This is a genomic window from Chryseomicrobium imtechense (assembly GCF_041475995.1).
In the GTDB taxonomy this organism is placed as follows: domain Bacteria; phylum Bacillota; class Bacilli; order Bacillales_A; family Planococcaceae; genus Chryseomicrobium; species Chryseomicrobium aureum.
In genome coordinates, this window is sequence record NZ_JBGOBM010000002.1 from 164,318 (window position 1) to 185,369 (window position 21,052).

General features: G+C 42.1%; 19 protein-coding genes. 18 read left to right on the plus strand and 1 reads right to left on the minus strand.

The annotated features are described in order from the left end of the window. Window positions 1–50: 50 nt before the first annotated feature. Entirely contained in the window at window positions 51–299 is a 249-nt protein-coding gene (gene rpsT, locus AB5N96_RS02475) for a 30S ribosomal protein S20 (RefSeq protein ID WP_204590214.1), read from the minus strand. A gap of 389 nt (window positions 300–688) precedes the next feature. On the opposite strand from rpsT, the gene lepA reads away from it, so the two are divergent. From lepA to ybeY, 18 genes are all read left to right on the plus strand, one after another. Further along, complete coding sequence (gene lepA / locus AB5N96_RS02480) at window positions 689–2,521, plus strand: translation elongation factor 4 (RefSeq protein ID WP_204590212.1); 1,833 nt, start codon at window positions 689–691, stop codon at window positions 2,519–2,521. A gap of 62 nt (window positions 2,522–2,583) precedes the next feature. Further along, the gene (gene hemW, locus AB5N96_RS02485) at window positions 2,584–3,720 is read left to right on the plus strand and encodes a radical SAM family heme chaperone HemW (RefSeq protein WP_499704568.1); all 1,137 of its coding nucleotides are present in this window, start codon (window positions 2,584–2,586) and stop codon (window positions 3,718–3,720) included. Between the two features lie 87 nt (window positions 3,721–3,807). Continuing rightward, on the plus strand, window positions 3,808–4,839 hold the full coding sequence (gene hrcA / locus AB5N96_RS02490; RefSeq protein WP_204590210.1) for a heat-inducible transcriptional repressor HrcA: 1,032 nt from the start codon (window positions 3,808–3,810) through the stop codon (window positions 4,837–4,839). Between the two features lie 15 nt (window positions 4,840–4,854). After that, window positions 4,855–5,394 carry a nucleotide exchange factor GrpE gene (grpE, locus tag AB5N96_RS02495; RefSeq protein WP_204590292.1) on the plus strand — a complete coding sequence of 180 codons (540 nt, stop codon included), beginning with the start codon at window positions 4,855–4,857 and terminating at the stop codon, window positions 5,392–5,394. A gap of 33 nt (window positions 5,395–5,427) precedes the next feature. Next, window positions 5,428–7,248, plus strand: a complete 1,821-nt coding sequence (dnaK, locus tag AB5N96_RS02500) for a molecular chaperone DnaK (protein WP_499704569.1) — start codon at window positions 5,428–5,430, stop codon at window positions 7,246–7,248. A 95-nt stretch (window positions 7,249–7,343) separates the two neighbouring features. Next, window positions 7,344–8,474, plus strand: a complete 1,131-nt coding sequence (gene dnaJ / locus AB5N96_RS02505) for a molecular chaperone DnaJ (RefSeq protein WP_204590208.1) — start codon at window positions 7,344–7,346, stop codon at window positions 8,472–8,474. A gap of 14 nt (window positions 8,475–8,488) precedes the next feature. Then, window positions 8,489–9,427: a 50S ribosomal protein L11 methyltransferase gene (prmA, locus tag AB5N96_RS02510; protein WP_204590207.1), complete on the plus strand. Its 939-nt coding sequence runs from the start codon at window positions 8,489–8,491 to the stop codon at window positions 9,425–9,427. An 11-nt stretch (window positions 9,428–9,438) separates the two neighbouring features. Then, entirely contained in the window at window positions 9,439–10,173 is a 735-nt protein-coding gene (locus tag AB5N96_RS02515; protein ID WP_204590206.1) for a 16S rRNA (uracil(1498)-N(3))-methyltransferase, read from the plus strand. Window positions 10,174–10,187: 14 nt separating this feature from the next. Continuing rightward, window positions 10,188–11,528: a tRNA (N(6)-L-threonylcarbamoyladenosine(37)-C(2))-methylthiotransferase MtaB gene (mtaB, locus tag AB5N96_RS02520; protein WP_499704570.1), complete on the plus strand. Its 1,341-nt coding sequence runs from the start codon at window positions 10,188–10,190 to the stop codon at window positions 11,526–11,528. Between the two features lie 550 nt (window positions 11,529–12,078). Next, window positions 12,079–12,750 carry a deoxyribose-phosphate aldolase gene (deoC, locus tag AB5N96_RS02525; RefSeq protein ID WP_204591854.1) on the plus strand — a complete coding sequence of 224 codons (672 nt, stop codon included), beginning with the start codon at window positions 12,079–12,081 and terminating at the stop codon, window positions 12,748–12,750. 108 nt (window positions 12,751–12,858) lie between these two features. Next, complete coding sequence (gene rpsU / locus AB5N96_RS02530; protein ID WP_004227078.1) at window positions 12,859–13,032, plus strand: 30S ribosomal protein S21; 174 nt, start codon at window positions 12,859–12,861, stop codon at window positions 13,030–13,032. Window positions 13,033–14,028: 996 nt separating this feature from the next. Beyond that, entirely contained in the window at window positions 14,029–15,351 is a 1,323-nt protein-coding gene (locus AB5N96_RS02535) for an NfeD family protein (RefSeq protein ID WP_499704571.1), read from the plus strand. After that, window positions 15,351–16,355 carry a flotillin-like protein FloA gene (gene floA, locus AB5N96_RS02540; protein ID WP_499704572.1) on the plus strand — a complete coding sequence of 335 codons (1,005 nt, stop codon included), beginning with the start codon at window positions 15,351–15,353 and terminating at the stop codon, window positions 16,353–16,355. Before AB5N96_RS02535 ends, floA begins: the two co-directional genes overlap by 1 nt. Window positions 16,356–16,380: 25 nt before the next feature. Beyond that, a complete protein-coding gene (locus AB5N96_RS02545; protein ID WP_499704573.1) occupies window positions 16,381–16,902 on the plus strand; it encodes a hypothetical protein in 522 nt (173 codons plus the stop codon). A gap of 50 nt (window positions 16,903–16,952) precedes the next feature. After that, complete coding sequence (locus AB5N96_RS02550) at window positions 16,953–17,468, plus strand: hypothetical protein (protein ID WP_499704574.1); 516 nt, start codon at window positions 16,953–16,955, stop codon at window positions 17,466–17,468. Next, the gene (locus tag AB5N96_RS02555) at window positions 17,461–18,414 is read left to right on the plus strand and encodes a PhoH family protein (RefSeq protein WP_499704575.1); all 954 of its coding nucleotides are present in this window, start codon (window positions 17,461–17,463) and stop codon (window positions 18,412–18,414) included. The genes AB5N96_RS02550 and AB5N96_RS02555 overlap by 8 nt, the downstream gene beginning before the upstream one ends. Window positions 18,415–18,470: 56 nt before the next feature. Continuing rightward, a complete protein-coding gene (locus tag AB5N96_RS02560; protein ID WP_499704576.1) occupies window positions 18,471–20,582 on the plus strand; it encodes an HD family phosphohydrolase in 2,112 nt (703 codons plus the stop codon). Beyond that, window positions 20,579–21,049, plus strand: coding sequence for an rRNA maturation RNase YbeY (gene ybeY, locus AB5N96_RS02565; protein WP_499704577.1), 471 nt, complete (start codon window positions 20,579–20,581; stop codon window positions 21,047–21,049). Before AB5N96_RS02560 ends, ybeY begins: the two co-directional genes overlap by 4 nt. The last annotated feature ends 3 nt before the right edge of the window (window positions 21,050–21,052 follow it).

The following is a 21,052-nucleotide window of genomic DNA, read 5'->3' on the forward strand; positions in this document are numbered from 1 at the left end:
GAATATGGGGACAGCTCTATTTCTGTAGGTGACCAATTGACACAAAAAACTTACGCTTTTTTCATCAATTGAGATTTTTTGCGCGCAGCCGCGTTTTTGTGGATCAAGCCTTTTGAAGCAGCTTTTTCTACAGATTTGATAGCAGCTTTGATTGAATCGTTTTTGTTTTCATCATTATTAGTTACAGCAGTTTCGGCACGCTTAACAGCAGTACGCATAGCTGATTTTGTTTGTGAGTTTTGAGCGTTTGCAGTAGCATTCGTCTTCACACGTTTAATAGCTGATTTAATGTTTGGCATTCCTTTCACCTCCTAGTAAGGATGAGATGATACTTGTTAATTGATTTCAGTTCAATTACAACAAGAATTATTTTAACAAACCTGAACTGATTTTGCAATATTTAAATGCAAAGAATATTTACTTGACACCTGCTCAAACTAAAAATACTTATCAGTACTAGAGTTTTTTAATCAGTGTGTAAAGTTACAAAACTAGATGATAAGACTTCATTCAAGATTTGCACCCTCACGCTTTACTAATTGAACTTGTTAAAATCGAAAATACACCGGAAGAAGTGCGGGCAACTATTGAACAATTAGCGAAAGCACTTGGTGCGCTATAGATTTGCGTATCACTTCGCGCCTGATTCTGCTATAATTTGTTGTAGCTTAATTAGGAGTGGACAAATATGAATAATCAGGAACGATTAAATAGACAAAGCAAGATTCGAAACTTTTCCATCATTGCGCACATCGATCATGGAAAGTCGACACTTGCAGACAGAATTTTAGAAAAAACACAAACAGTTAGTAGCCGTGAGATGAAAAGTCAGCTACTTGACTCCATGGATCTTGAACGTGAGCGCGGAATTACTATCAAGTTAAATGCCGTGCAACTGCAATATAAAGCAAAAGATGGAGAATTCTACACATTCCATTTGATTGATACACCAGGACATGTCGATTTTACGTATGAAGTGTCGCGCAGCCTAGCAGCTTGTGAAGGCGCTATACTAGTTGTCGATGCAGCACAAGGTATCGAAGCACAGACGCTTGCGAATGTGTACCTTGCATTAGATAACGACTTAGAAATCTTACCTGTCATTAATAAAATTGACCTGCCAGCAGCAGACCCAGAGCGTGTACGTGGTGAAGTCGAAGAAGTCATTGGTCTGGATGCGTCAGAAGCCGTACTTGCTTCGGCAAAAGCAGGGATTGGAATCGAAGAGATTTTAGAACAGATCGTCGAAAAAGTTCCTGCACCAACAGGTAATCCAGAAGCGCCCCTGAAAGCGCTGATCTTTGATTCACTATTTGACCCGTACCGCGGTGTTATCTGTTACATTCGAATCGTAGAAGGAACAGTAAAACCGGGAGACAAGATACGCATGATGTCTACGGGTAAAGAGTTTGACGTAGTGGAGACAGGCGTCTTCACACCGAAAGCTATGCAACGTGATGAACTGACAGTAGGAGACGTAGGTTTCTTAACAGCTTCGATGAAAGATGTTGGAGACTCAAGCGTCGGGGATACAATCACGCTTGCAGCTAACCCAGCGACAGAGGCTTTACCGGGTTACCGCAAAATGAATCCAATGGTGTTCTGTGGTCTGTATCCGATTGATAACTCACGCTACAATGATCTGCGTGAAGCACTTGAGAAACTTCAACTAAACGATGCAGCGCTTGAGTTTGAACCAGAAAGCTCTCAAGCACTAGGGTTTGGTTACCGTTGTGGATTCCTTGGGCTTCTGCATATGGAAATCATCCAAGAACGTATCGAGCGAGAATTTAAAATTGATTTAATCACAACAGCTCCTAGTGTTATTTACAATGTCGTGATGACAAACGGAGACTTGTTACGCGTTGACAATCCATCTATGATGCCAGATCCGCAAAAAGTCGACAAGATGGAGGAGCCTTACGTGAAAGCATCTATTATGGTTCCGGAAGATTATGTCGGGGCTGTAATGGAACTGTGCCAACGTAAACGCGGGAACTTCTTGACGATGGATTACTTGTCTTCTGCACGAGTGAACATTTTATATGAAATCCCACTGTCTGAGATTGTCTATGATTTCTTTGACTCGTTAAAATCGAGTACAAAAGGTTATGCATCTTTCGACTATGAATTGATTGGGTATAAAGAATCGAAACTTCAGAAGATGGATATTTTATTGAACGGTGAAAAAGTCGATGCACTGAGCTTCATCGTCCATAAAGACTTTGCCTATGAGCGTGGAAAATTAATTGTTGAGAAATTAAAGAGCTTGATTCCTCGTCAACAATTCGAAGTGCCTGTACAAGCTGCTGTCGGACAAAAGATTGTAGCGCGTTCTACCATTAAATCAATGGGTAAAAACGTACTTGCAAAATGTTATGGTGGAGATATTTCACGTAAACGTAAACTACTAGAGAAACAAAAAGAAGGTAAAAAACGTATGAAACAGGTCGGTTCTGTTGAAGTACCACAAGAAGCATTCATGGCTGTACTAAAGATGGACGAAGACCAGAAAAAATAACAAATGAGGAGGAAGCGACTTTAGCTGTCCTCCTTTTTGATTGATAAGGAAGTTGGTGAACTATGATTCAAGGCATTTATATTCATATCCCATTCTGCCACCAGATTTGTAGTTACTGTGATTTCAATAAGTTTTATTTTCATAATCAACCAGTAGATGAGTATTTGACACGACTCGATCAAGAGATGGAACTGTGGGCGCGAAAAACAGATTTGTCAGAAGTACACACGATTTTTCTTGGTGGAGGCACCCCAACATCGCTGAGCTTACGCCAGTTGAGTCGTCTGTTCGATTCCATTTCCAAGCACTTTCCAGTTGATCAAGTATCGGAATTTACATCAGAAGCGAATCCGGATGAGTTGACGTACGACAAAATGGAACTCATGGCCGCGCGAGGAGTAAATCGTTTTAGTATTGGCGTTCAAACCTTTGACCAGCAGTTACTGAAAGTGTTGGGGCGCACTCATTCGACGGAACACGTCGAACGAGTGATCACTCATGCCGAACAGTTAAACTTCCCGTCCATCAGTATGGATTTGATGTACGGTTTGCCAAACCAAACGATGGAACAGTGGGAAGAAGCTCTGACGAAAGCATTTTCTATGCCCATCACACATATCTCTGCTTATTCTCTACTTGTTGAGCCGAAAACAATTTTTTATAATTTACTAGCTAAAGGAAAACTGAAGCTTCCGACACAAGAGCTCGAAGCAGACATGTACGATGTATTGTTGAAGCAAACGGAGAAAGCCGGGTTTGAACAATACGAAATCAGTAATTTTGCAAAAAATAAGCTGTATTCTGAACACAACTCTATTTATTGGCGCAATGAAGAATACTTAGGTCTTGGCGCGGGCGCACACGGGTATGTAGACGGAGTCCGTTATTCCAATCACGGCCCCCTCAAAAAATATATGACACCACTCGAGCTGAATGAATTACCTGTATTGCATCAAAATCTTGTGACCGTTAAAGAATCGATGGAAGAACAAATGTTTTTAGGACTTCGTATGAATCAAGGTGTTCAGTACACGAAATTTGAAGAGAAGTATGGCAAAGATCTTCGCACGGTCTATGCAGAAAAGATTCGTCCTCACGCTGCTAATGGCTTTTTAGAACTGACAGATGAAACACTGCGACTGACAAGAAAAGGTCGATTTATCGGAAATGAGATTTTTCAAGATTTTTTACTCGACTAAATTTATTGACAGGATTTTCAACGTTTGATAACTTTATAGGTGAGTATTAGCACTCTCACAAGACGAGTGCTAACAGGAGTGATCAACATGTTAACGGAAAGACAATTATTAATCTTGCAAGTTACTGTCGATGACTTTATCCAAACTGCTCAACCTGTAGGGTCAAGGCAACTCTCGAAAAAACAAGAGATGCCGTATAGTCCGGCAACCATACGCAATGAGATGGCTGATCTAGAAGAGATGGGGTATTTAGAAAAAACACATACCTCTTCTGGTCGTGTTCCTTCTCAAAAAGGGTACCGCTATTATGTAGACAACATGCTCTCCCCAAATCAACTTAGTACTTCTGAGATCGCCAAGTTGCAATCTGTTTTTGCGGAACGAAGAGTAGAGACAGAGCATGTGATTCGCCGTTCTGCTGAACTTTTAGCGGAACTGACGAACTACACGACGATACTCCTTGGAGAGGATATTCAACGCCACCGCGTTCGCAAGTTTTCAATGGTTCCACTATCCTCTGAAAATGCAGTGGCGATTATTGTCACGGATAATGGGCATGTTCAAAACAAGCTTGTTAGCATTCCTTCGGATGTGAAGATGGAAGACTTGGAGCGAGTCGTGGAAGAGATTAATGCGCGCGTTATTGGTTCGTATCTCTTTGAACTACCGGCTATTTTGCAGCGGGTCATGCATCAATTGATCCATCAATCCAACTCACGTCTCCTTGAAGTGTTTGAAACACTGACAGCAGAAGTGGGCAAAGGGGCTGAAGAGAAAGTCGTATATGGCGGAAAGATGCAGCTTTTTAACCAGCCTGAATTTAGTGACTGGCAAAAAGCGCGAAACTTATTAGAGTTTATGCAGCAGCTAGAAGACCATCCACGCTTAATCGTCCCGAATTCGAGTGGCTTGTCCATTCGAATAGGCTCAGAAAATGAAATGGATGCAATGGAATCTTGCAGTATAGTAACGGCGACCTACTCGTTTGGTGAGCAGCAAAAAGGCCAAATCGCTATTATTGGACCTACCCGTATGGATTACAGACGAGTGATTTCACTTCTCGACTATGTAACGGGCGACATGGCGAAAGAACTGGCTAAGATTTTCAATACAAAATAGAAGGGCTTTGTGATGATGACTGAAGAAAACAAACAGCAACCTGAAGAACAATTGCCAGAGCAACAAGATGTAGTGGAAGAAGAAGTTTCAGAGCAACTAGAAGAGCCAACTGAACTTGAGCTTTTACAAGCAAAACTTGATGAGCAAGAGAATAGTTATCTTCGATTGCGCGCTGATTTTGATAATTATCGCCGCAGAGTTCAAAAAGACACAGAAGCGGCTGCAAAATTCCGTGCCCAGTCTCTTGTCACGGACATCTTACCTGTGCTTGACAACTTTGAACGTGCGATTGATACGGCTCCACAGACAGAAGAAGCCCAGTCGTTCGTTAAAGGTGTAGAAATGGTTTATAGAAGTTTAAAAACTGCTCTTGAAGCAGAAGGTGTTCAAGAAATCGCACCGGATGGACAAGCGTTTGATCCAAACTTCCACCAAGCTGTTATGCAAGAGCCATCTGAAGAACATGAATCCGGTATTGTGATTCAAACACTTCAAAAAGGGTATCAATTGAAAGACCGTGTCATTCGACCTGCAATGGTAAAAGTAAGCGAATAAAAATTGAAAAGTAGTCTAGGAGGAACTTGAACTATGTCTAAAATTATCGGTATTGACTTAGGAACAACAAACTCATGTGTCGCTGTATTAGAAGGCGGCGAACCAAAAGTAATTCCAAATCCAGAAGGAAACCGCACAACACCATCTGTTGTAGCGTTCAAAAACGGTGAGCGTCAAGTCGGAGAAGTGGCAAAACGCCAAGCTATCACAAACCCGAACACAATTGCTTCTGTAAAACGTTTAATGGGAACATCTGAAACAGTTTCAGTTGAAGACAAAAACTATACACCACAAGAAGTTTCTGCAATGATTCTTCAGTACTTAAAATCGTATGCTGAAGAGTATCTTGGTGAAAAAGTAGAAAAAGCGGTTATCACAGTACCTGCATACTTCAACGACGCAGAGCGTCAAGCAACAAAAGACGCTGGTAAAATTGCTGGCTTAGAAGTAGAGCGTATCATCAACGAACCAACTGCGGCAGCACTTGCATACGGTTTAGATAAAATGGACAAAGATGAAAAAATCTTAGTATACGATTTAGGTGGCGGTACATTTGACGTATCGATCCTTGAGCTTGGAGACGGCGTATTTGAAGTACTTGCAACTGCAGGTGACAACCGTCTAGGTGGAGATGATTTCGACCAAATCATCATCGACTTCTTAGTTGCTGAATTCAAAAAAGAAAACGGCATCGACTTATCAAAAGACAAAATGGCAATGCAACGCCTAAAAGACGCAGCTGAAAAAGCGAAAAAAGATCTTTCAGGTGTGACGTCTACACAAATCTCATTACCATTCATTACAGCAGGCGAAGCTGGACCACTTCACCTTGAAGTCACTCTTTCTCGTGCGAAATTTGAAGATATGAGCGCGTCACTTGTAGAACGTACAATGGAGCCTACTCGTCAAGCAATGCGTGATGCAGGTCTTTCTGCAAGCGAAATCGACAAAGTCATCTTAGTGGGTGGTTCTACACGTATCCCTGCTGTACAAGAAGCAATCAAAAAAGAGACAGGCCAAGATCCACACCGTGGCGTTAACCCAGATGAAGTTGTAGCAATGGGTGCTGCAGTTCAAGGTGGAGTACTGACTGGTGATGTTAAAGATGTCGTTCTTCTTGACGTAACGCCATTGTCACTTGGTATTGAAACTATGGGTGGCGTGTTCACGAAGTTGATTGAGCGCAACACAACAATTCCAACGTCGAAATCTCAAACATTCTCTACAGCAGCTGACAACCAACCAGCAGTAGATATTCACGTACTTCAAGGTGAGCGTCCAATGGCTGCGGATAACAAGACACTGGGTCGTTTCCAACTTGCGGACATTCCACCAGCTCCACGTGGTGTGCCACAAATCGAAGTAACATTCGATATCGATAAAAACGGTATCGTAAGCGTAAAAGCAAAAGACCTTGGCACACAAAAAGAACAAACGATTACGATTCAATCAAACACTTCACTATCTGACGAAGAAATCGAGCGTATGGTAAAAGAAGCTGAAGCAAATGCAGAAGCAGATGCGAAGCGTAAAGAAGAAGCAGATCTTAAAAATGAAGCCGATCAGTTAGTGTTCATGACTGAAAAGACATTGAAAGATCTTGAAGATAAAGTGTCAGAAGAAGAGAAGCAAGAAGCTGAAACAGCAAAAGATGCTTTAAAAGCAGCTCTTGAAGCAAATGATTCAGAAGACATCAAAGCAAAACGTGACGCGTTGCAAGAAATCGTTCAAAAGCTTACTATGAAGCTATATGAGCAAGCAGCTGCAGAGCAACAAGCAGCAGAAGGCAACCCAACAGATGATGGTGTTGTTGATGCAGATTTCGAAGAAGTAGACGATAAAAAAGACAAGTAAGAGTTGTCAGGAAAAGTCAAAGGCACCATTGTCTTTGGCTTTTTCCATGTCAGTAAAAACATGATACAATAGGGTAGCTGTTAGGAGAGTGAAACATGGATAAACGAGATTATTATGAGGTGCTCGGCGTTTCAAAGACTGCCTCTCAAGACGAAATAAAAAAAGCATACCGAAAATTATCAAAACAATACCATCCAGATATCAATAAAGAAGATGGTGCAGATGCAAAGTTTAAAGAAATTTCTGAGGCTTATGAAGTATTGAGTGATCAGGAAAAACGCGCACAATACGATCAGTTTGGTCACGCTGGTCCCCAAGGATTCGGTGGATTTAATGGCGGATTCTCTGGTGGAGACGGTTTCGGATTTGAAGATATCTTTAGTTCGTTTTTTGGCGGAGGTGGCGGTGGTCGCAGACGTGATCCGAATGCCCCGCGTAAAGGGAATGACTTACAATACTCGATGACAATTGAGTTTGAAGAGGCTGTTTTCGGAAAAGAAAAAGAAATTGAAGTGTCAAAAGACGAAATTTGTGACACGTGTGACGGTAGTGGTGCAAAACCAGGGACTTCTCCTACAAAATGTACGCAGTGTCAAGGACACGGACAAGTCAATATCACACAAGATACACCGTTTGGCCGTGTGCAGACGAAACGTACTTGCCCTGTGTGTGAAGGAACTGGAAAAGAAATCAAAGACAAATGTACGACATGTTCTGGACGTGGACGCGTTACGAAGCGTAAGAAAATCAAAATCACGATTCCTGCAGGCGTCGATGATGGTCAACAATTACGCGTTTCCGGTCAGGGTGAGCCAGGAGTCAATGGCGGACCAGCGGGCGACTTGTATGTCGTATTCCGTGTAAAACCAGATGCTCGTTTTGAACGTGACGGAGATGACATCTATTACTCACTACCCTTAACATTTGCGCAAGCAGCACTTGGAGACGAAGTGGAAATTCCAACTGTTCAAGGGAAAGTGAAGCTTAAAATTCCTGCTGGTACGCAATCTTCTACGAAGTTCCGTTTAAAAGGAAAAGGCGTAAAGAATGTACACGGTTACGGAGTCGGCGATCAACACGTCATCGTAAAAGTTATTACACCAAAGAAATTGACTGAAAAACAAAAGCAGTTACTGCGTGAATTTGCAGAAATAAGTGGCGACATTCCGGAAGAACAGGGAAGCTCGTTATTTGATAAAATCCGTACGAAAATCAAAGGTGAATAAGGAGTGAATCGCAAGTGAAATGGATGGAATTGTCGGTACTCACGACGAATGAAGCAGTCGAACCTATCAGTAATATTTTGCATGAAGCAGGTGCAAGTGGAGTCGTCATTGAAGATTCTCTTGAACTAGGGAAAGAGCGAGAAGATCAATTTGGGGAGCTCTACGAATTAAATCCACAAGATTTCCCTGCTTCTGGAGTTCGTGTGAAAGCTTATTTGTCGGTGACAAGCTTTATTTATGAAACCGTTGAAGAAATTAAACTTGCGATTGATAATCTCCGCACTTTTGGCATTTCGATTGGAGAAGGCATCGTCACACTACATGAAGTAGACGAAGAAGACTGGGCGACTGCTTGGAAGCAGTATTATCACCCTGTGAAGATTTCAAACCGATTTACAATTGTTCCTACGTGGGAAGATTACCAACCTGTCCAGTCCGATGAGTTGATTATAGAACTCGACCCAGGGATGGCATTCGGAACTGGAACACATCCTACAACAGTCATGTGTTTGCAAGCACTTGAAAAACAAGTTCAGTCAGGACATTCAGTGATTGATGTTGGAACGGGTTCAGGTGTCCTTGCAATTGGTGCCGCTCTTCTTGGTGCAGACCATGTGCACGCACTAGATCTTGATGAGATCGCTGTAAAAGCTGCGACTGAAAATGTTGAGCTGAATAATGTGCAGGACCGCGTACGGACAGTACATGGAAATTTACTAGATTCAGTTGATGCACAAGCAGATGTTGTAGTCGCAAATATTCTGGCTGACATCATCTTGTCCTTCACTGAGGATGCGTATCAGATGGTAAAACCGGGTGGTGTCTATATCACCTCGGGTATCATTGGGGCACGCAAAGAAGATGTTAAACAAGGATTGGTAGATGCAGGATTTACAATTGAAGAAGTGATGATGATGGAAGATTGGGTTGCCATCATTGCACGAAAGCAGTAGGAGGGAACGGCATGCAACGGTATTTTGTCGATTCACTCGACTATCCTACTGCGGTAATTACTGGAGACGATGCCCGTCACATCGCACGTGTGATGCGCATGAAAGAAAACGATCAAGTGATTATCGTGGCAGATAAAAAAGCTTATGTAGCGTCCATTACTTCTTTAGGAGATGAAGGAGTAACTGTGCAGGTACAAGAAGCAGTCGAGCGAGAGGTTGAACTTCCGGTTGATGTGACAATAGCATGCGGTCTTCCTAAAGGGGATAAACTAGACCTAGTCATTCAAAAAGCTACAGAGCTTGGAATGACTGGGTTTATTCCTTTTGAGGCAGACCGCTCGATTGTAAAATGGGAAGCGAAAAAATGGACAAAAAAACAAGAACGATTTGAAAAGATTGCGAAAGAAGCGGCCGAACAAAGTCATCGAACAGTGATTCCGCATGTCCACTCACTGCTTTCGTTCAAAGATCTTGTAAAAGTGTCTGAAACATTTGATGTTGTGTTGATTTGCGATGAAGAAGAAGCGAAAAAATCAGAGCGCATCCGGTTTGCAGACCACATCAAAACGGTGTATGATAATAAGTCGATACTGCTCGTATTTGGACCTGAAGGTGGACTTGCACGCCATGAGGTGGAACGCCTTGTCGAAAACGGTGCATCTGCCGTAACACTGGGTCCTCGCATACTTCGTGCAGAAACAGCTCCATTATATGCACTAGCTGCAATTTCCTATGAATATGAATGAAAGAGGTGGCTACTATGGCTTCAGTAGCATTCCATACGCTCGGATGTAAAGTAAATCATTACGAGACAGAGGCAATTTGGCAACTTTTCAAAGAACAAAACTATGAACGAACAGAGTTTGATAAACAGTCAGACGTGTATGTGATCAATACATGTACGGTAACGAACACGGGGGACAAAAAGAGTCGTCAAGTGATCCGCCGTGCAATTCGACAAAATCCGGATGCTGTCATCTGTGTAACCGGTTGTTATGCACAAACGTCTCCTGCAGAAATCATGGCTATTCCAGGCGTTGATATTGTTGTAGGAACACAAGATCGCAGAAAAATGCTAGATTACATTGAACAATACAAAGTCGAGCGTCAACCGATCAATGCGGTAGGCAATATCATGAAAAATCGTGTGTATGAAGAATTAGATGTCCCGAACTTTACTGATCGTACGCGCGCTTCGCTAAAAATCCAAGAAGGCTGCAACAACTTCTGCACATTCTGTATCATTCCCTGGGCGCGTGGTTTAATTCGTTCACGTGATCCAGAAGAAGTGGTGAATCAAGCAAAACAACTTGTAGCAGCAGGCTATAAAGAAATCGTTTTGACAGGTATCCATACAGGTGGTTACGGAGAAGACTTAAAAGATTACAATTTAGCTCAGCTTCTTCGTGACTTGGAATCACAAGTGACAGGCCTAAAAAGACTTCGCATCAGTTCCATTGAGGCGAGTCAATTAACAGACGAGGTCATTGCAGTTTTGAAAGAATCTAAAATTGTTGTACGCCATTTACATATTCCGATTCAGTCTGGCTCGGATACCGTATTGAAGCGTATGCGTCGTAAATATACGATGGCATTTTTCGCAGACCGTTTAATCGAGTTGCGCAAAGCTTTGCCAGATTTAGCTATCACATCGGACGTTATCGTTGGATTCCCAGGCGAAACAGAAGAAGAGTTTATGGAAACGTACGAATTTATTCGTACACACCGTTTCTCAGAATTGCATGTATTCCCCTACTCTAAACGTACTGGAACACCTGCAGCTCGCATGGACAATCAAGTAGACGAAGACATCAAAAATGAGCGTGTGCATCGCTTGATCACTTTAAACGACCAACTTGCAAAAGAGTATGCGTCGAGCTATGAAGACGAAGTGTTAGAAATCATCCCAGAAGAGCGCTATCAATCAGATACGCCTGGAGACTTCGTTGTCGGGTATACAGATAACTATTTAAAAGTTGTTATTCCTGGAACAGAAGAGCTGATTGGTCAGTTAGTGAAAGTGAAAATCACGAAAGCCGGCTATCCATACAATGAAGGTCAATTTGTTCGTGTTTTAGAAGAAAATTTTGTCGCCCTATAAGACCAAGTAACGCCACTTCCAATTCGGAAGCGGCGTTTTCTTATCATTTGAAATAATCTTCGACTTTTAATGAAATCGAGTTGCGCCTCCTAGAAATCCCGCAAGAAGCCATCGCGGCCCATGAAGCAAAAAACGCTTCACAGTCCACGCTGTCTTCTCGCAACATTTCTGACCAGTCGGCTCCACATCTAAAACTAAAGTTGAGTGGAATGGAGGGGTTGACTCCAGTGGGATTCCAGTCTGACGTGAGATCCCGTAGGAGCATGTGACGAGGAAGCTCACGCAGCGCCCCACGGAAAGCAGCCCCGCAGTGAAACTCAACGTATAGAGTGGCGTTCTCCACATCTAAGTGAAATCGAGTTGCGCCTCCTAGAAATCCCGCAAGAAGCCATCGCGGCCCATGAAGCAAAAAACGCTTCACGGTCCACGCTGTCTTCTCGCAACATTTCTGACCAGTCGGCTCCACATCTAGAACTCTACCTTGCTATTTCCAATTAAATTGCTTATGATGAAGAGGTACGTACAACTCAATTTAAAGGAGTGTCTATTGATGAAAAAATCAACAGCATCATACATTGATCATACATTACTAAAACAAGACGCGACAAAATCTCAAATCGAAGTTCTTTGCCAAGAAGCGGCAAAATACGAATTTGCATCTGTATGTGTAAACCCGACATGGGTTGCATTTGCAGCGGAACTTTTGACAGATAGCCCTGTAAAAGTTTGTACGGTTATCGGATTCCCACTAGGTGCATCAACTACTGATGTAAAGGCATTCGAAACAAAAGATGCCATCGCAAAAGGTGCTACTGAAATCGATATGGTTTTAAACGTAGGTGCATTAAAATCAGGTTTGACAGAAGAAGTACAAAAAGACATCGAAGCAGTTGTTGAAGCAGCTAAAGGCAAAGCAATCGTTAAAGTGATTCTTGAAACATGCCTACTTACGAAAGACGAAATCGTACTAGCTTCTCAACTTTCAAAAAATGCTGGCGCTGACTTTGTGAAAACATCTACAGGATTCTCTACAGGTGGCGCAACTGCAGAAGACGTTGCACTTATGAAGAAAACTGTTGGTGATGACCTTGAAGTTAAAGCATCAGGCGGCGTTCGTAGTATCGAAGATTTCAATACAATGGTGGAAGCTGGAGCGACTCGTATTGGAGCAAGTTCTGGTGTGTTAATTATGGAAGGTAAAAAGAGCGATTCTGATTACTAATATTTTGTAGCACTAGTTGACGTTTCTTGCTGGATACGCTATAATTTTTAGGTAACATAACTTTGTTGTTATGTGCTTTGATGTGTGTTCGGAGGGAGGGAAAGAGAGATGTCAAAAACTGTCGTTCGCAAAAACGAATCGCTTGAGGATGCTCTTCGACGCTTCAAACGTACTGTTTCTAAAAGCGGTACTATTCAAGAGGTACGAAAGCGCGAGTTTTATGAAAAACCAAGCGTAAAACGTAAAAAGAAATCAGAAGCTGCGCGTAAACGTAAGTGGTAATCTTCCCGATGCATCCCTGCGTTACTAACACTTGATGATTAAATCGAACACAAACCCGCAAGTTCCTTTTGGAGCTTGCGGGTTTTTAATTTTGCACTAGGTGCCTGTCACCATTTTCCACTTCTTGGCAGGGAATCCCTCCACCCAGGCCGCCATTTCCTGGGAGGATTTCCCCGAGCCTCCCCACGTAAGCTGAAAGGAGAGCACTTTCATCTTCGTTACCGGGTCTCGGGAAAATCCTGATGACCCGGGAAATGACGACCTAGCTTCCGGGATTTCTCAATTAATCCATTTAACTGTTTGAAAATTTGGGCGTTGATCTTGAAATAGTTTCCATAATATGACTTCGGTAGAACAAATTTGTTTTGGGTAGAATAAATTGTAGTTTCGGTAGAATAAATTGTAGTTTCGGTAGAATAAATCCTCAATTCATCCGATGAACGAGCGCTCAGCTTCATTCGATTCTTCTTAGAGGCGATATTTTACAATGAAACCCCTTATTTCTACTACTTAGTTTGAGTGTAGTGGAGGTGCGACTTGGTTCATTTAGTGGCTTGATTCAATCGACAAGAGAAGGTAGTGAGTTCTTGGGGTGACGGTCTATTAATCTAAATGGAATCGAGTTGCACCTCCTAGAAATCCCGCAAGATGCCATCGCATGCCATGAAGCAAAGAGCGCTTCACGGGCTCCGCTGTCATCTTGCACAATTTCTGAACAGTCGGCTCCACATCTAATTACAGTGGAGGCGAGAAGTGCAAGCTTCTCGTATGCCAAGAGGAGGCTTCGGTATGCTCCCCCTAGAACTCACTACCGTAACGCCAGAGATTGATTCTACTAAACTATCTAAAACGGCGTTATCCAAGACCAAAGACACATTTCTGCCTCAACTCATATAATTTCCGGCTAATACAATCAAAAAACATGCATGCGTATGAAACTTTTCGGTATGATAATCGTAGAAGCAGGTAGACAGATCGAGAAAGTGGGGTGAAAAGGTGAAAAAATTGCGAATTGTATGGGTCCTCTCACTTTTACTTGGACTCCTCTTGCCACTTTTTTCCGTTGCTGCTCAAAATGAAACCGTTTACCGTATTCCATTAGATGATGTCGTAGAAAAGGCGCTATACACATTTCTAGCACAATCTATTGAAGAAGCGGAAGAAGCTAACGCAGAAGCTATTATTATTGAAATGAATACGCCCGGTGGACTTGTAGACGAAGCAGAAAATATTGCAAAGCTAATGGCTGATACCGAGGACATTCCAATTTATCTCTTTATCAATAACCGAGCATTATCTGCCGGAGCATTCTTAGCGCTTTACGCAGAAGAGATTTACATGTCACCGAATGCTACAATGGGAGCAGCGGCTGTCATTGATCAAACTGGAAATGCTGCTGATGAAAAAGCGCGCAGTGCCTGGGCAGCTTCCATGCGAAACGCCGCGGAATACTCTGGACGTAATCCTGTCTATGCACTGGCTATGGTGGATGAGTCTTTAGAGATTCCGGAACTTGGTGTGGATGCCGGAGAACTTCTGACTCTATCAGCAAGTGAAGCTTTAGAGGTTGGGTATGCAGAAGGTATTGTCAATTCATTAGATGAAGTATTAGATGCAGTTGGTCTCGCAGATGCAGAGGTCGTCTCAGTAGAAGAATCTTTCTTGGTCAAACTAGCCCGATTCGTTACAAACCCGATTGTTGTTCCAATTTTGCTCTCCATCGGAAGTCTAGGACTAGTGCTTGAACTCTACTCGCCAGGATTTGGTCTGCCAGGAATTGCGGGCTTGAGTGCTTTAATGCTGTTTTTCTACGGGCACATGATTGCTGGGCTTGCGGGGTATGAAGCGATGCTTTTATTTGCTCTAGGCGTCATCTTGTTGATTGCAGAGATTTTCCTCCCCTTTGGTATCAGTGGTGTACTTGGAGGGATAGCGATCATCGGAAGCCTTTATTTAGCAGGGGCAGATATGACACAAATTAGTATCTCAATTTTAATTGCACTTGGAGTTGCGATTATAGGAATGGTGATCATTATGAAGTTTTTTGGAAGAAGATTAAAATTGTTTAATAAAATAATTTTAAGTGACTCAACGTCTACGGAGAGAGGGTATGTCTCGTCTATAGAACGAAGAGAATTAGTTGGATCTACAGCAGACACCTTAACACCACTTCGTCCATCTGGTACTATTGTTATTGGTGATGAGCGATTGGATGCGGTTTCTGAAGGGAATTTTATTGACCGCAACAAAAAAGTAATCATCCGAAAAGTAGAAGGATCACGAATAGTAGTTCGTGAACTGAAAGAGGAGGAAATGTAATGATAGAAAGCTTTGGAATTGTAGGCTTGGTAGCAGCGATTGTTATCGTATTTTTATTCCTTGCCGTATTTTTCACTTTCGTACCTGTCACGTTATGGATTTCCGCACTAGCTGCAGGCGTACGAATCAGTATTTTCACACTAATCGGGATGCGTTTACGTCGCGTTATTCCAAACCGAATTGTTAATCCGTTAATTAAAGCACATAAAGCGGGTCTTGACGTTCAGATCAACCAACTAGAGAGTCACTACCTTGCGGGTGGTAATGTTGACCGCGTAGTAAATGCTCTAATTGCAGCACACCGTGCAAACATTGAGTTATCATTTGAACGAGCTGCAGCAATTGACTTAGCAGGTCGTGATGTATTAGAAGCAGTACAGATGTCTGTTAATCCAAAAGTAATTGAAACGCCATTTATCGCGGGTGTTGCGATGGACGGGATTGAAGTAAAAGCGAAAGCGCGAATTACAGTTCGTGCAAACATCGACCGTCTTGTCGGGGGTGCTGGTGAGGAAACAATCGTTGCTCGTGTTGGTGAGGGGATTGTAAGTACTATTGGTTCTTCAGAAAATCACAAAAAAGTACTTGAAAACCCAGATATGATTTCTCAAACCGTACTATCTAAAGGTCTTGATTCAGGTACAGCATTTGAAATTCTATCGATTGATATCGCGGACGTTGATATCGGCAAAAACATCGGTGCTGAACTACAAACAGAGCAAGCTGAAGCAGATAAGAAAATTGCACAAGCTAAAGCCGAAGAGCGTCGTGCAATGGCCGTAGCTACAGAGCAAGAGATGAAAGCTCGCGTAGAAGAAATGCGCGCGAAAGTTGTTGAAGCGGAATCACAAGTTCCACTTGCAATGGCAGACGCTTTAAAAGATGGAAACATCGGTGTGATGGATTACATGAACTACAAGAATATCCAAGCCGATACATCCATGCGTGATTCTATCAGCAAAGTTGGAAAAGATGATAGCAAAGACAATCCGACAAACTCGTAAGTTCGAGTAGAAGGGAGGAGCGGACATGGAAGGATTATTGCTAATTGTCTTGTCGCTAATTATCAGTTCGTTTTTTGGCAGCAAGAAAAAAGCAAGTCAAGAAACTCCACCTCCAGTGAGACAAAAAGAACCAACTCAAACATCGCAACCGGCTCAAACTAGACAAGCGAGTCAACAACAACCTGCTCGCCCTCGTTCTTTAAAAGAATTAGAGGACTGGACGAGACAGATGCTTGAGCAGAATGAAGAAAAGATTCCTCCCAAAGTGAAGGAAGTTGTGAAGCAGGCCGAAACTGAAGTTCGAGAACGATCTTCTCAAAGTCGGCCTCAAACGATTCGACCTGAGCGGGTCGCTAAAGTAGATCCAGTCATTGCAGCTGGTGAAATCGGTCAATCACGTCCTGGTCGTTTGTCTGCTCACAATAAACCAAAAGAACAACCAATGAAGGAAATACCGGTAAAAAAGCTGATTGATTCAAAAGAACAATTGGCACAGGCCATTGTTCTATCAGAAGTGCTTGCACCACCAATTTCAAAAAGACGCTAGTCTGAACACCTGCTCTCTTACATAGTCATATGTAAGAGAGGGGTGTTTTTTTGTTGAATCCTCACTATGTAGAAATGAGTCTATCCTTGTATCTCCTTATCAAATCAACCGTTCAACTTCAAGTGGTATCTGCACCGAACCTTGTAGAACCTCATGCCTGGCCGGAAGGTGAAGTGTTTGGTGCGAACTACAATGTTCAAGTGGAGCGTGTTTATTTAGTGGAAGGCGAGGCTCTTGTCGTAAGAAAAGATGTTGTCAAGAAGGGCACTGTTCTTGCACGGCCCAATTCAGGTGGGAAGCTAGAAAAGGGCAAGATTTATGGAACGTTTTGGAGAGAACTAGAGTTTGAGGCCACCACTACGAAAAAGAATTTCAAGCTTGAATCGAGTCACATTACTGAGCTTTTGAGACAGTTTGTTTCGGAGAGTGATGAAGATGTGAAAATACTCGGTGTAAAGGTTTTACATTTGCAAAATAATAATGGTAAAGTAAGAGGTAAGGTACTAGTCAACTTACATGGCAACATCGCGAAAACGGAGTACCTTAAGGAGATAGTAAATGACTGAAGAAAAACTCGAAATCAAAGTGAATGACCCTGCAGAAGCGGCGCAGCTTCATGGTAATGGGGATAAAAACTTTGCGCTTATTGAAGAAAACTTTTCGGTCCAGCTAATCGCGCGTGGCGACACGTTTTTAATTGTTGGCGAGGAAGAAGCTGTTAAAAAGGCGCATAGTGTAGTGAACGCTTTACTAGAATTGATTCGTAAAGGTATTCAAGTAAATGAGCGTGACGTGGTTGCTGCTCTTGAAATGGCAAACGCAGGAACAATGGATTATTTTGTTCGCCTTTACGAGGAAGAGATTGCTCGTACTGTAAAAGGAAAAGTTATTCGAGCAAAATCAATCGGTCAAAGAGCCTATGTCAAAGGCATTAAGAATTTTGATTTGACGTTTGGAATCGGACCAGCTGGAACAGGGAAAACCTATCTAGCTGTTGTAATGGCTTCGCAAGCTCTTAAAAACGGACATGTCAAGCGTATCATTTTAACTCGTCCAGCCGTAGAAGCCGGCGAAAGTTTAGGCTTCTTGCCAGGCGATTTAAAAGAAAAAGTAGATCCGTATCTACGTCCACTTTATGATGCACTTCATGATGTCATAGGAGCAGAACAAACCGAACGCCTTATTGAACGTGGTGTTATTGAAATCGCACCTTTAGCCTATATGCGTGGTAGAACATTAGATGATGCGTTTGTCATATTAGATGAAGCACAGAATACGACACCTGCCCAAATGAAAATGTTTTTAACACGCCTAGGGTTTGGCTCTAAAATGGTCATCACGGGTGATAAGACACAAATTGACCTTCCGAAAAATACGAAATCGGGTCTAATGATTGCAGAATCAATGTTGAAAACAGTAAAAGGGATTGATTTCCATTATTTAGAGCAAGGGGACGTTGTACGTCATCCATTGGTCGCAAAAATAATACAAGCGTATGAAGAAGGGCAGTAGTCGGTTTCGACTACTGCTTTTTACATGGTATACTTATGGAAGATGGAGGGGTGCTTGTGAACCGGATTCTTTCTTTTTTACAAACCGTACATGATAAAAAAGGTGTTTTTGCATCTGTAACATTAGTGATGGCAGTAGTATTGTTTGTCTTGCTCTCATTTATAACGAATGAAAATACATATACAATCGAGCGTTTCCAATTGTCTCCTGAAACGATTCGTTCCACCAAAACGGTGGAAGATCCTTTAAAAACTGAACAGGATCGACTAGCTGCTCGAGAGTCAGTTGATCCAGTTTATGTGTTTCAAGAAGAAGCTAGCGATAACCAAGCCGCATGGACTTCTTCTGTGTTTGAAACAATCTTAGTGGTGAAGCAAGAAGCACTGTCTGAAGATAGTGAACAACCACCCGTTCAACAACTAAAAGTAGAATTAGAAGCGTTATCAAACGAACTTGTTGAACGACTGAGTGATGAAGAACTATCCATATTACTGAACCAACCTGCATCGACTCTTACAACCGCAGAAGAGGTTGTAACCGATGAAGTGGCTACAGCGCTAAATCAACCTATTCGTGGTCCTCAATTAACTGTAGCACGAGAAGAAGCCGCATCTCGTCTACTAGAACGTTTGCCATTTCCAACTAACTTTGAAACAATTCTCACAAAAATCATGGCTGTTGCGATCATTGAAACAGAATTTTTAGATGAAGAATTGACTGAACAACGTATTCAACAAGCTGTCAATGCAGTAGAACCTACAAGAATTTTACAAGGACAACTACTGGTGCAACAAGGCCAGTATGTCGACCGTGAAATTTATCGCCAACTTGAATTGACTGGAATGATTGAAGATACTGTCCAATACAAATCTTACTTTGGTCTAGCTGTGTTAATTTTCTTAGCGGTAGCTATGGTATACTGCGCTATCCATTTAACAAAAGCTACGCGTAAAACACGACTCACTTGGTTGACGGTGGCACTTGTTGTGATACTTGTTGCATCAATCTTAATGGTATTGACCTCTATGATTGATGATAATTTCACAATCTCACTTGCATTTTTATTTCCAACAGGATTTGTTGCCATGACAGTTTATCTGTTGACGAGCGAACGCCTTGCCTATATTTCACTAATCGCAAATGCGTTACTGTCAGGATATATTTTCAGAGAAGACTTCACGACTTTTTTACAAACCGATGTAGCACTTTATACATTGATTGGTGGTCTTTCAGGTATATTCGCCTTTAAGTTCCTATCAGGAAGTGCTCCAATATTAAAAGCAAGTGGTATAGTTGCGGCAACGAATGCTCTCTTTATGCTTGCTTATTTGTTACTCTCAACAAGCGCATTGACTTTAAATTATTCATTACTTTCATTAGGTCTCGCACTATTATCAGGTTTAATTTCCGGAGCGTTCACATTTGGTACATTGCCGTTCTTTGAATCAGCTTTTGGCATTTTGTCTACAATGAAATTATTCGAACTTGCGAATCCTGGGCATCCACTTCTAAAAAAGTTGTTAATGGAAACGCCGGGTACTTACCATCACAGTGTTATGGTCGCAAACCTTTCGGAAGCAGCTTGCGAAGCAATCGGAGCAAATGGTCTGTTTGCGCGTGTAGCTTGTTATTATCATGATATTGGCAAGACAAGAAGACCTGGGTTTTTCATTGAAAATCAAACCAATGGGTATAACCCCCACGACAGTCTCCCGCCAGAAACTAGTGCCTCAATAATTCGTGAACACACGACAGATGGGGCAGCCTTATTGATGCAAAACCGAATACCTAAGGCAATCGTAGACGTTGCACTTCAACATCATGGGACAACATGTATTAAATTCTTTTATCATAAAGCTAAGCAACACGACGAGACATGTATAGAAGCGGATTTCCGCTATGAAGGACCAAAACCTCAAACAAAAGAAGCAGCTGTTATTTCGATAGCTGACAGTGTAGAAGCAGCAGTTCGTTCTATGAAACAACCCGATAGTGAAAAGATAATGAAACTTGTTGATTCGATTATCAAGAATCGTGTGAATGATGGGCAATTCGATGAATGTGATATTTCAATGAAAGACTTACAAATTGTAAAACAAAGTATATGTACAACATTAAAAGGGTTTTATCATGAGCGTATTCAATATCCAGAGGAGGACAAAAAATGATTGTCGATTTTCAAAATGAGCAAAATGCGGCGGATGAAAAGACGTTGCAGTTAGTGGAAGATGTATTGCTATTTATTGCAGATAAAGAATCCGTTGCTCAAGATGCCGAACTCTCTGTGTCCTTTGTGACCAATGAAGAGATTCAAGAGATCAATAAAACTTACAGGGGCAAAGATGCAGTGACAGACGTCATCTCATTTGCGATGCAAGAGCAAGGGGATGGGGAAATCCAGATTATTGGCGAAGAACCAATCCTTCTAGGTGACATCATTATCTCAGTAGATCGTGGCAGAGAGCAAGCTATCGAGTATGGCCACAGTTTTGAACGAGAGCTAGCATTTTTAGCAGCTCATGGACTTTTGCATTTACTTGGATATGACCATATGACAGAACAAGACGAACGTGAGATGTTTGCCAAACAAGAACACTATTTAACTGAGTTCGGCTTACCTCGCACAACTGAGTAAGCG